The 11843-nt window shown below is 70.6% G+C and carries 9 protein-coding genes; 4 read left to right on the top strand and 5 right to left on the bottom strand.

Annotated elements, in window-relative coordinates:
* Positions 1–8 precede the first annotated feature (8 nt).
* Positions 9–884: a menaquinone biosynthetic enzyme MqnA/MqnD family protein gene (locus tag OG966_RS23720; protein WP_326651814.1), complete on the bottom strand. Its 876-nt coding sequence runs from the start codon at positions 882–884 to the stop codon at positions 9–11.
* A gap of 299 nt (positions 885–1183) precedes the next feature.
* Here OG966_RS23720 and OG966_RS23715 point away from each other — a divergent pair, with 299 nt between their 5' ends.
* From OG966_RS23715 to OG966_RS23705, 3 genes are all read left to right on the top strand, one after another.
* A complete protein-coding gene (locus tag OG966_RS23715) occupies positions 1184–1387 on the top strand; it encodes a cold-shock protein (RefSeq protein WP_003967102.1) in 204 nt (67 codons plus the stop codon).
* 168 nt (positions 1388–1555) lie between these two features.
* Positions 1556–2026, top strand: a complete 471-nt coding sequence (locus tag OG966_RS23710) for a hypothetical protein (protein WP_326651813.1) — start codon at positions 1556–1558, stop codon at positions 2024–2026.
* Entirely contained in the window at positions 2023–2454 is a 432-nt protein-coding gene (locus OG966_RS23705; protein ID WP_326651812.1) for a J-domain-containing protein, read from the top strand. The genes OG966_RS23710 and OG966_RS23705 overlap by 4 nt, the downstream gene beginning before the upstream one ends.
* A 10-nt stretch (positions 2455–2464) precedes the next feature.
* Here OG966_RS23705 and OG966_RS23700 read toward each other — a convergent pair whose 3' ends face one another.
* The 4 genes from OG966_RS23700 to OG966_RS23685 all read right to left on the bottom strand — a co-directional run bounded on the left by OG966_RS23700 (position 2465) and on the right by OG966_RS23685 (position 10280).
* The gene (locus OG966_RS23700; protein ID WP_326651810.1) at positions 2465–3772 is read right to left on the bottom strand and encodes a M1 family metallopeptidase; all 1308 of its coding nucleotides are present in this window, start codon (positions 3770–3772) and stop codon (positions 2465–2467) included.
* Positions 3773–3837: 65 nt separating this feature from the next.
* Entirely contained in the window at positions 3838–7977 is a 4140-nt protein-coding gene (locus OG966_RS23695) for a Pls/PosA family non-ribosomal peptide synthetase (protein WP_326655338.1), read from the bottom strand.
* An 866-nt stretch (positions 7978–8843) separates the two neighbouring features.
* Positions 8844–9458 carry a TetR/AcrR family transcriptional regulator gene (locus OG966_RS23690; RefSeq protein WP_326655337.1) on the bottom strand — a complete coding sequence of 205 codons (615 nt, stop codon included), beginning with the start codon at positions 9456–9458 and terminating at the stop codon, positions 8844–8846.
* 204 nt (positions 9459–9662) lie between these two features.
* Positions 9663–10280: a hypothetical protein gene (locus tag OG966_RS23685; protein WP_326651809.1), complete on the bottom strand. Its 618-nt coding sequence runs from the start codon at positions 10278–10280 to the stop codon at positions 9663–9665.
* 372 nt (positions 10281–10652) lie between these two features.
* On the opposite strand from OG966_RS23685, the gene OG966_RS23680 reads away from it, so the two are divergent.
* A complete protein-coding gene (locus OG966_RS23680) occupies positions 10653–11759 on the top strand; it encodes a tetratricopeptide repeat-containing glycosyltransferase (protein WP_326651807.1) in 1107 nt (368 codons plus the stop codon).
* The last annotated feature ends 84 nt before the right edge of the window (positions 11760–11843 follow it).

Below are 11843 nucleotides of genomic sequence, written 5' to 3'. Positions count from 1 at the left end.
GCAGACCGTCAGCCGCCGAGCAGCTCGACCGTCACATCCGCCGCGAACCCGGTCGTCGGACCGGTCCGGCGCGCGAATTCCCGTACGCCGGCGAGCTGCTCGGGCCCGAAGCGGAAGTCCAGTGTCGTGAAGTAGCGCTCCAGCAGCTCCGCGTCGAAGATCTCCCAGCGCGCCGCCTGCTCCGCGACCTTGGTGACCTCTTCCAGGGACAGGTCCCGCGAGGCGAGGAAGGCCTCGTGCACCCTCTCCACGACGAAGGGCTCGCGCGCCAGATAGTCCTTGCGCGTCGCCCACACCGCGAACACGAAGGGCAGTCCCGTCCACTGCTTCCACATCAGCCCCAGGTCGTGGACCTGGAGGCCGAGCCTCGGGGCGTCGTGCAGCGAAGCTCGCAGCGCGGCGTCCCCGATCAGCACGGCCGCCTCCGCCTCCTGCATCATCAGGCCCAGGTCCGGCGGACACGAGTAGTAGTCGGGCGTCACCCGGTACTGCTCGGCGAGCAGCAGCTGCGCCAGCCGTACCGACGTGCGCGAGGTGGAACCGAGCGCCACCCGCGCCCCGTCCAGCTGTTCCAGCGGCAGCTGGGACACGATCACGCAGGACATGACAGGCCCGTCGCAGCCGACCGCGAGGTCGGGGAATGCGACCAGCTGATCGGCGTTGCGCAGGAATTCCACGAGGGTGATCGGCGCGATGTCGAGCTCGCCTCGCACGAGCTTCTCGCTGAGCTTCTCCGGGGTGTCCTTCGTCAGCTCGAAATCGAGGAGAGTTCCGGTCCGTGCCAGCCCCCAGTACAGGGGCAGACAGTTCAGGAACTGGATGTGGCCGACACGGGGCCGGCTGCGACGGTGGTCGGTTGCTGTGCTTTCTCCAAGACTGTCCACATCGCGAGGCTAGACCCGCGGCCGGCGGTTGAGGGCGCCGGGGCCGGGCCCAAGACGAACGACTTCCCGCGCCCCGTCCGAGCTGCACCGTCAGCCGATTTGGGTCCCGTCAAACTCACGGGTGACGTGATCTTTCCCTCTACCGCTGCGCACACGCTGCGTGCTAGGCTCGACGCAAGTTGCAGTTTGGTTTCCCTTGCAGTACAGAGCCTGCGGAGCATGTAACCCGCAGGCTTTTGTAGTTTTCAGACTTCTTGCAGGTTCTGGAGCAGGGCAACCCTTTGGCCCAAGGAGGGCTTATGGCTACCGGAACCGTCAAGTGGTTCAACGCTGAAAAGGGCTTCGGCTTCATCGCCCAGGACGGCGGCGGCCCGGATGTCTTCGTCCACTACTCCGCGATCAACGCGTCTGGTTTCCGCTCTCTCGAGGAGAACCAGGTCGTGAACTTCGACGTCACCCAGGGCCCGAAGGGCCCGCAGGCGGAGAACGTCACCCCGGCCTAGTCAGCCAGGGTCGGCGATCGCGCACGACTCAGCAGTACCAAGGAGCCCCGTTCCGTATGGATCGGGGCTCCTGCCTTTGAACCTGTTCGGACCTGCCGGTCCCGCCTCACCGGCTGAGTGCGTGTACGGATGGTGTGTGCGGCGAGGCCCGAGCAGGATGCCCACGTGATGGATTCCCCCGCAGAGACGGCCCGGCCGGCGCGGCGCACGGTCATCGCGCTCCTCGTGGTGACGGCCGTGCTTCTGCTCCCCCTGCTGGGCGTGTTGTGGTACGCCGCCCATGACACGCTCCAGCACAAGAGCACCTCCGACTGGGTCGCCAACCACCAGGCCAGGAAGTCGCTTGAGAACGCCGCCATGTTGATCTTCGGGGTGCCCATGGCCGGCGCTGCGTGCGGCTGGACGGGCGCCACGGTGCTGGGACGCCGCCCCGGTGTTCCCACGGCCACGGGTGCACTGACCGGCACGATCGCCGTGTGGATCGTCGGCATCGTCGCGATCGGGACGGCCTTCAGCAACGCGACGTTCGACTTCTGCGGGAGCCGGACCGTAGGGCGGCCCCGGACGCCCGGGACGCCCCGGGCCCGCGCGCCCCGCCCCGCCTACCCTGGAGGCGGGAGACGGGAGGAGCGGACGTGACCGAACGCAAACCCCCTGGTGTCAGCTTCGAGTCGTGGGTGGAGAGGCAGATCAGGGAAGCGACGGAGCGGGGCGACTTCTCGTCCCTGGCCGGCTTCGGGAAGCCGCTGCCGGACGACACCGCACCGTACGACGAACTGTGGTGGGTCAAGGACAAGTTGCACCGCGAGGGCGTCTCCGTGCTGCCCCAGGCGCTCGCCCTGCGCAAGGAGGCCGAGGACGCCCGGGAGGCGGTCGGCGGCGCCGCGACGGAAGCCCGCGTGCGGTCCATCCTCACCACGGTCAACGAGAAGATCGAGGCGGCGATCCGCCGCCCGCCGCCGGGCCCGCCGCTGGGACTGAAGCCCTTCGACGTCGAGGCTGTCGTACGCGAATGGCGGGCGCGGAGGGCTGAGGCGCACCCTCTGACCGGACCTGACCGGACCTGACCGCGCCGGGTCAGTGGCGCGGCAGCGGCAGGGCCGGGAGCTTCTCGTCGTACAGCCACATGGTGAAAAGACCGTCGAGCGGATGCGCCGAGTGCCGCTGCGCGAGAGCGATGAACTCCTCCGTGGTCACCGTGCCGTGCCGGTGGGTCGTGGTCCACTCGCGCAGCACTGCCACGAAGGCCGCGTGCCCGATCACCGTGCGCAGCGCGTGCAGCGTGAGACCGCCCCGCTCGTAGACCTGGTCGTCGAACAGCCGCCGCAGACCCGGATCACCGATCTTGATGTCCTGCCGCATCAGGGCGAGACGGGCTCGGGACTTCGCCGCGAGAGCCGCCGCCGACGGCCCGCCCGACACCTCGGACCACAGCCACTCCGCGTACTTCGCGAAGCCCTCGTTGAGCCAGATGTGCCGCCAGTCGGCGACGGTCAGACTGTTGCCGAACCACTGATGGGCCAGCTCGTGCGCGACCAGGCGCTCGCTGCCGCGCCGCCCGTCGACATGGTTGGCGCCGAAGATCGACAGGCCCTGCGCCTCGACGGGCACGTCCAGTTCCTCGTCCACCACCACGACCGCGTAGTCGTCGAAGGGGTAAGGGCCGAAGAGGTCCGTGAAGGCCGTCATCATCTGTGGCTGGCGGGCGAAGTCGTACTCGAAGCGCTCGAGCAGGCCGCGGGGTACGGCGGCCGGCTGCGGCACCCGCCCGGCATGCGCCACGTCGACCAGCTCGTACGGTCCGATCTGGACCGTCGCGAGATAGCTGGCCATCGGCGCCGACTGCTCGTACACCCAGGTGGTGGTGGAGGAACTGATCGTCCGGGAGACGAGTGAGCCGTTGGCGACCACGGTGTACGGCGACGGAGTGGTCACCGCGATCCGGTAGGCGGCCTTGTCGTCCGGGCGGTCGTTGCACGGAAACCAGGACCGGGCACCGTTCGGCTGGGAGGCCACCAGCGCCCCTTCCTCCAGCTGCTCCCAGCCGAGGTCTCCCCAGTCGCGTGTGCGGACGGGGTGAGGGACGCCGGTGTAGCGCACCTCGACGGTGAAGGGCGTCCCGGCGCGCAGCGGCCTGGCGGGCCGTACGCGCAGCTTGTCGGCGCGGTGCGTGTACCGGGCCGGGCGGGCACCGTCCACCAGGACCCGGTTGATCCGGAACGGGCCGAGGTCCAGGGCGATTTCGGACAGTGCCCGCCGGGCGACAGCGGTGATCCGGGCCCGGCCGGAGAGCCGGCCGGTGTGCGGGCGGTAGTCCAGCTCCACGTCGTACTCCGTGGTCCGGTAGCCGCTGTCGCCGTGCTGCGGAAGGTACGAATCCGTCACCCTTGTGCGTCCTCTGTGTATTGCTCGTATTGCTCGTCTTGCCTGTCCTGCGCGTGTTCTGCGTGCTACGGCTTCCAGGCCGCGATGGGGTTGCCCAGCCAGCGGGTGTCCGCGGGCACCCGCTCTCCGCGCATCACCAGCGAGGCCGGACCGACCGCTGCCCGGGCGCCGATGACCGCTCCGGGCAGCGCGATGCCGTGCGGACCGAGCGTCGCGCCCGTTCCGAGAACGACATTGTCCATGCGCATGATCCGGTCGTGGAAGAGGTGCGTCTGAACAACACAGCCGCGATTGACGCTCGCGCCGACACCGACGGTGACCAGGTCGGCCTCCGGCAGCCAGTACGTCTCGCACCAGGCGCCGCGGCCGATGCGGGCGCCGAGCCCACGCAGCCACTGGTTCATCAGCGGTGTGCCGGCGGTCGCACCGACCAGCCACGGCACGGCGAGCACCTCCACAAAGGTGTCCGCGAGCTCGTTGCGCCATACGAAGGACGACCACAACGGGTGCTCGACCGCCCGGAAACGGCCGACGAGCAGCCACTTCGCCGCGATCGCGACGACACAGGCCACCACTCCCCCGACGAACAGCAACGCGCCGCCGCACAGCACCGCGAGGGCGAGGCCGAGGCGGTCTGCCAGCAGCTCGAAGGCGGCGAGCGCGAGTACGGCGAGCGCCACGCTGCACATGACCGGCACGATCCGGCAGATCTCGACGGTCGCCCGCGCCCACTTCAGCCGCTTCGGCGGGTCGAAGGTACGGCTCTGGTCACCTACCTCCGCGGCCCGCGGCAGCTTCATCGGCGGCATACCGAGCCAGGAGCTGCCCGCCTTCGCCCGCTTCGGGGTCGACGACAGCACGCCGACGAGGCCGCGCTTGGGTACGGAGCGGCCCGCGGCCGTCATGCCGGAGTTGCCGAGGAAGGCCCGCTTGCCCACCCGCGCCTCGGCGATCCGCAGCCAGCCGCCGCCGAGTTCGTACGAGGCGACCATCGTGTCGTCGGCGAGGAACGCGCCGTCGCCGACCGTCGTCATCGCGGGCAGCGCCAGCACGGTCGACGCCTCGACACCGCGGCCCACCTTCATGCCCAGCGCCCGCAGCCACACGGGCGTGAACAGGCTCGCGTACAGCGGAAAGAGGTGCACGCGGGCCATGTCCATCAGCCGCTCGGTCGCCCACGCCTGCCAGGCGGTCCGCCCGTGGACCGGGTGGTAGCCCTCACGCAGCCCGATGCCGAGCAGCCGCACACCGGCGAGAACGATCAGCGCGTACGTGATCACGGAGACGACCGTCGCGAGTGGCACGGCGGTCAGCGCGGCCGTCAGCGCCTGGCCGAGGCCGGTCCGGCCGTGCACGAACAGGCCGATCACCAGCAGGCCGGGCAGCGCCGCGAGCGCGGGCAGCAGCCCAAGGACCACCGAAGTGAGCGTGTAGACCGCCGTCCAGCGGCGCTTGCGCGGCGGGCGGCCGTCGGGCGTGTGCCGATTCGCCTTCCCCTTGCGTGCCGCGGGCACACCGGCCCAGCGCTCGCAGGCCGGAACCGCGCCCGTCACACCCGACCCGGGGGCGATCTCGGCGCGCTTGCCGATCCGCGCGCCGGGGAAGAGCGTGCTGCGGGCGCCGACGGTGGCTCCGGCGCCGATACGGACGGCGCCGATGTGCAGCCGGTCGCCGTCGAGCCAGTGCCCGGACAGATCCACCTCGGGCTCGACCGCGCAGCCCTTGCCGAGCCGCAGCATGCCGGTCACCGGCGGCAGGGCGTGCAGATCGACGCCCTCGCCGATACGGACGCCGAGCGCCCGCGCGTAATACGTGAGCCACACCCCGGCGAGGCTGGTCGCGCCGCTCAGCTCGGCGAGGCGTTCCGCCGTCCACAGCCGTAGGTGCGTGCTGCCGCCGCGCCGGTACGTGCCGGGGCGCAGGCCGCGCAGCAGCAGCCGCGCACCGCCTGCCGCGATCACGATCCGTCCGGGCGGGCTGACCACGAGCAGCCAGCTGAGCCCCACCCACCACCAGGACACCGTCGGCACCCACGGCAGCCCGATGACATTGCCGACCGCGGCCGCGACCACGCCCCAGCGCAGCCCGGCGATGCCGAGCAGCGGAAGCATCAGCAGCACTTGCACGACGCCGGACAGGCGCGGCACCGGCTGGACATCCCGCTGTGCCGTCGCGCCCGCCGAGGGCTCCTCCAGCGTCCGGGCGAGCGCGCCGAGTGTCGGGTTCTGGTAGATGTCTCCGACCGATCCGGCGGCGTACCGCTCCCGGATCCGGGACACCAACTGCGCGGCGGCCAGACTGCCGCCGCCGCTCGCGAAGAAGTCCGCGTCGGGGCTGTTCACCGGAGCCCCGAGAAGATCGGTCCACTGCTCGGCCAGCCAGGCCTCGGTGGCGGTGAGCTCGGTCCGACCGGTGGCCGGAGTGTCCAGAGCGGGCAGCGGCCACGGCAGGGCGGCCCGGTCCACCTTGCCCGAGGTACGGGTCGGGAGGGTGTCCACGACGGCGAGCAGGGGCACGAGGGCGGCGGGCAGCTCCTTGCGCAGTCGCGCGACGGCGTCGGCCTGGTCGAAGGAGTCCACGTCGAAGGGCGCCGCGTCGAAGGAGTCCACGTCGAGGGGCGCCGCACCGGCCGCAGGCTCCGGCGCGTCGGCGGGGCCGTTGCCGTCTGTGGCGGCGGAGGCCGGGGCGTGGGCACCGGCGCCGGCCAGCGGGCCCGGGGCCGGTTCGGCGACCGCGCCATCGGCGGGGCCGGGAGCCGCGGAGCCCGCGCCGTCCGCCGTATCGGCTGCGTCAGCGGTGTCAGCGGTCATCAGGTCGCCGTCCGCCGGCCGGTCGCCGACCGGCTCGCTCGGCACCACATAGCCGACCAGCAGTTGATGGCCGCCGGCCGTCGTACGGACCGCAGCCGCGGCTCCCGCGACGCCCGGCAGCGCCTGCAGCGCCGCATCGATCTCGCCGAGTTCGATGCGACGGCCACCGAGCTTGATCTGCTCGTCCGCCCGGCCCACGAAGAGCAGGCCGTCCTCCTCCGCCCGGACCAGGTCGCCGCTGCGGTAGGCGCGGGCCCAGCCGAGCGCGAGCAGTGGCGCGTACTTCTCTGCGTCCTTCTCGGCGTCCAGGTACCGGGCGAGGCCGACGCCGCCGATGACGAGCTCGCCGGTCCCTCCCATGGGGACGAGGTCACCGGCGCCGTCCACGACGGCGAGCTCCCAGCCGTCGAGCGGCAGCCCGATCCGTACCGGCCCTTCGCCGGTCAGCGGCGCCGCGCAGGCGACGACCGTGGCCTCGGTCGGGCCGTACGTGTTCCAGACCTCACGGCCCGTGACGGCCATCCGCTCGGCCAGCTCGGGCGGGCACGCCTCACCGCCGAATATCAGCAGCCGGACGTCGTCGAGCGCCTCGGCGGGCCAGAGGGCCGCGAGTGTGGGGACCGTCGACACGACGGTGATGCGCTGCTCGACCAGCCAGGGGCCCAGGTCGAGGCCGGTGCGTACGAGGGAGCGGGGTGCGGGCACCAGGCAGGCGCCATGCCGCCAGGCGAGCCACATCTCCTCGCAGGAGGCATCGAAGGCGACGGAGAGCCCGGCGAGGACCCGGTCGCCGGGGCCGAGGGGCTCCCTCGCCAGGAAGATCCGGGCTTCGGCGTCGACGAAGGCGGCGGCGCTGCGGTGGCTGACGGCGACGCCCTTGGGCCTGCCGGTGGAGCCTGAGGTGAAGATGATCCAAGCGTCGTCACCCGGGCCCGGCCGACTGCCCGTGACTCCCGCCGCGGTACCGCACGGCTCGAAGGCCCGGCCCTCGCCGATCACGGCACTCACCGCCGCCTCGGTGAAGACCAGCTCGGCCCGCTCGTCGGGGTCCTCGGCGTCGACCGGGACATACGCCGCGCCCGCCGCCAGCACGGCGAGGATCGAGACATACAGGTCGGCGGTTCCTGACGGCACGCGTACGCCGACACGGTCGCCGACGCCTATTCCGGCGGCGGTGAGGCGCAGTCGCAGGGACTCGACCTCGCCGAGCAGCGCACGGTATGTGAGGGGCGCGTCACCGTCGTCGACGGCTGGTGCGTCCGGGTGACGTCGCGCGGTCTCGTCGAGGATGTCGAGGAGAGTGCGTTCGGAGGCGGCACTTCCCGCGGTGAAGAGCGCGGGCGCCGGTGCCTCGTCGAGCAGCGGATCGAGGAGAGCCGGTGACTCCGGGGCCATAGTCATACAGCGCACCGATCGTCGGCCGACAGGGCGCTCAGTGCTGCGTGGCTCCGGTGGATGCCAGGCTGGCTCGTACGCATCTCTCACTCTCCCTAGGTCGTGTGGAGTGCGCTGCGAATCCCCATTCCGCGCACGGCAAACGAGGAGTTTATCCAGCGTTGGCCCATCTCGCCTGATGTATGGGACACAGCCGACCGGGCCGCATCGGCCTGCCCGGCTCCTGGTCGAATCACATCGCCCCTGCTCAGGACCGGCACCGGGGGCGCCCTCACCACGCCCGTACGGCACGGGCTGCGGACGCCGATTGTGGTGAACCGCACTCGTGGTAACGCCGTGTTCATCCGCACTGTGGGCAACCGGGCCTTCTCAGAAGGTCACCGCGCCGGCTTCGCTTACGGTGCCTCGGTCTCCGCCGCGAAGTCCCGGTCGACCGCTGCCCACTTGAGCTCGCAGCGCGCCGCGCGGCTCCTCGTGCTCGACCGGTTGCTGACTCCCGAGTGATCTTACTTCGGAGTAAATCCACGACCGCGCAGGGAGCTTGGACCGTGACCGATCGCCGTGCGCACCGACGGCCGGCACACCGGCCCTCGACGAGCCGCACGGTAGGGCCGAGTCGATCGCGCCCCCTGGCAGCGGCAGAATCGGGGTCGTCAGCGTCCGGAGCCTGCTGCGGGCACAACACATGGCACCCGAACCGCCCCTGGCCCTCACCCTGGCGCACGGGGCACCGGCCTCACCACTGAGGTGGCATCAAATGACGTACGTACAGACGGAGTTCAAGGTCCCGGCACCGCCCCCCACGACCGTGACGTACGCGGCCGAGGACTCGGCTTCCCAACTCCGCAGCGGCGACCGCGTCCACCTCATCGGGAGGACCAGCGCTGACCTTTCATAAGGTCCCCGAGCCCCATCCAGGCGAAGTTCATCAGCGTCCCCGCCGCTTCCTTCGCCGAGACGCCCTCGGTCTCGTTCGCCCACCCCGCGAGCGACTCCGCCGCGCCCACCAGCGCCTGCGCGAGCCCCCCGACATCCCGGTCGGCCAGCTCGGGGTTGTGCTGGGTCTCGCATGCCGCGGCCCCGATCAGCCCGGTCACGAAGGCCACTATCTCGTGCCGCATCGCCGCCACTTCAGCGGCGAACGGCTCTCCGTGCGTACGCGCCTGCCGGTGCAGGATCGCCCAGCCGTCCGGGTTCTCGGCGGTGTGCGTGAAGAACGCCGCAAGCCCCGACCACAGCTGCCGGTCCGCCGCAAGCCCCGGCTCGGCTCCCGCCCGCACGGCGACGATCAGCGCCTCGGCCTCGCGCCGTATGCACGCCGTGAAGAGCTCTTCCTTGGAGTTCAAGTACAGGTAGACCAACGGCTTGGAGACCCCGGCCAGTTCGGCGATCTCATCCATCGAGGCCGCCCGGTAGCCGCGCTGCCCGAAGGTCCGCACCGCGGCGTCCATCATCTGCCGCTCGCGCACGGCGCGCGGCATGCGTTTGCTTTTGACGCCCTTCACATCACCCATGTCAGACATCCTCCCGCCCCACACATCCTTACTTCGCGGTAAGCCTACGGCCCCCGGGAAGAGCCCAAAAACGCGGAACGGTCCCCCTTCCGGCATGGAAGGGGGACCGCACCACGATTCGGACCGGGTCAGTACTGCAACCTGACCAGAACCACTAATTGTGTCGAGCGCCTAGGCCGACGGCGTTACCTGCGGCGTCCAGACCTCGGTGCACGACAGGCTCGGCGGCGTGGCGGGAGGCCCAACCGTCGCGAAGGTCAGGGTGCACGTGGTCTCGAACACGGTCCCGGCCGTGGTCAGCACGTGCACCGAGGCCGAGTTCAGCACCCCGTTGCTGGACACCGAGGCGGAGCAGGCGCCCGCCGGGAAACCGCCACCCGGGGTGTTGCTGATGTTCTCCCAGTCGAAGACGCCACCCGGGACCGTCCGGATGCCCGCGAAGACAGCGGCGTTGAGCGGGCCCGCCGCACCGTCCGGATCGATGACCGCGGCGGCCACCTGGTGGGTGGCGATCGGAGCGACCACGAGGGGGTTGTAGTGGGCGAGGTCGCTGCACGGCCCGGACGGACCAGTGGCGCCGATCGGACCCTGGGGACCTCCCGGACCCTGGGGACCCTGTCCCCCACAGCCGTTGCCGTTGCCGTTGCCGTTGACTACGGCCTTCCCGCTCTCCGCCGAGACCTGGCATTCGTCCCCACCCGGGGCTGCCACGCTCACGCTGGCGGGTGCCACGGAACTGGGCGCTGCGGCAATCGCGGGGCTCGCGATCCCCGCGAGCATGAGGACCATCGACGCGATGGTACCGCCGGTCAGCCAGGCACTGCTTCTGGGAAGCGGACCCAGAGAGGACCTGGTCCTGTTCTCAGGATTCATTCACTGCTCCTTTTGGAACCGGATCTTGGAACCGGATCGGATGATGCGGCGGAAGCCGGTTCAGGCTTCCCTCGGAATCATCGGTTCGCAGGCGCAATGCCTTGAGAGCCTCGCAGAGCTATCAACATGATGGCGTATCGGGGGAACTCCAATGGGGGCATACGCGACAGCGAACCCTCTGCCGAGGTCGGCGTGCCGCCAACGGGCCAGAAGCCCCGGTGCGTAAGGTCGCCCGGTCCGACCCGCCCGGGAAATGGTGTTGCCGTGAAGCCGTCCATGTGCTTGTGCATGATCGTCAAGAACGAGGCGAAAGTCATCGAGCGATGCCTCGCCTCCGCGCGTGACCTCGTGGACACCTGGGTGATCTCCGACACCGGCTCGACCGACGGAACCCAGCAGCTGATCCGTACGGCAATGCACGGCATCCCGGGTGAGCTGCACGAGGAGCCCTGGGTCAACTTCGGCCACAACCGGACTCTGAACATCAGGCACGCCCGCGGCAAGGCCGACTACCTGCTCCTCCTCGACGCCGACCACGTGATCCGCCGGGACGGCCCCCTGCCCGGGCTGACCGCCGACGCCTACATGCTGCGGCACGAAGGCGCGACCGAGTACCGCATCAGGCGCCTCGTCAGCGGCAGTGTCGCCTGGCGGTACGAGGGCGTCACCCACGAGTACCTCACCGCCGACACGCGGCACCGCCAGGCGAATCTCGACGCACTCGTCATCGAGGACTTCTACGACGGAGGCTCACGGCGCGACAAGTTCGAGCGCGACGCGCGTCTGCTGAGCGCCGAGATGGAGCGCGACCCCACCAATACCCGCACGGTCTTCTATCTGGCGCAGACCATGCGCGACATGGGCAGCACCGAGGAGGCGATCGCCCTGTACGAGCGCCGCGCCGGGATGGGGGGCTGGGCCGAAGAGGTCTACTGCTCGCTGCTGCAGGCCGGGATTCTCAGGGCCGACTCCGACGACTGGCCTGGAGCGGTGAGCGCCTTCTCCCGCGCCTGGGAGTCGCGTCCACAGCGGCTCGAAGCGTGTTACGAACTCGCCATGCGGCTGCGCAGAATGGGCCGCCATCAGGCCGCGCACGCGATCGTCCGCGCCGGGCTGGGCAAGGAGCAGCCGGACGACCTGCTGTTCATCCAGCCGTGGGTGTACCGCTGGGGACTGTTGTTCGAGTTCTCGATCACTGCCTACTGGGTGGGCGACTACGCCGGCTCGCTCCAGGCGTGCGACCGCCTTCTGGCGATGCCCGACCTGCCCGACGTCTACCGCAAGCAGACGGTCACCAACCGCGAGTTCGCCGCGACGCGGATGACCCCGGTCCCTGAACCCACCACTGCGGCGCGGGTGGCAGGGGCACCGCGTACGGGATCGAAAGAGAACTGAAACCCGCACAGACGCCCAGCCGTACCGCCGACGGCTGTGCCCGCACCCGGAGACCCGGGTGCGGGCACAAGCGTCCCAGACCGT

Origin of the sequence: Streptomyces sp. NBC_01750 (assembly GCF_035918095.1) — a bacterium.
Classification (GTDB): Bacteria; Actinomycetota; Actinomycetes; order Streptomycetales; family Streptomycetaceae; genus Streptomyces.
The sequence above is the reverse complement of the archived record's forward strand: the minus strand, read 5'-3'. Positions and strand labels throughout refer to the sequence as shown.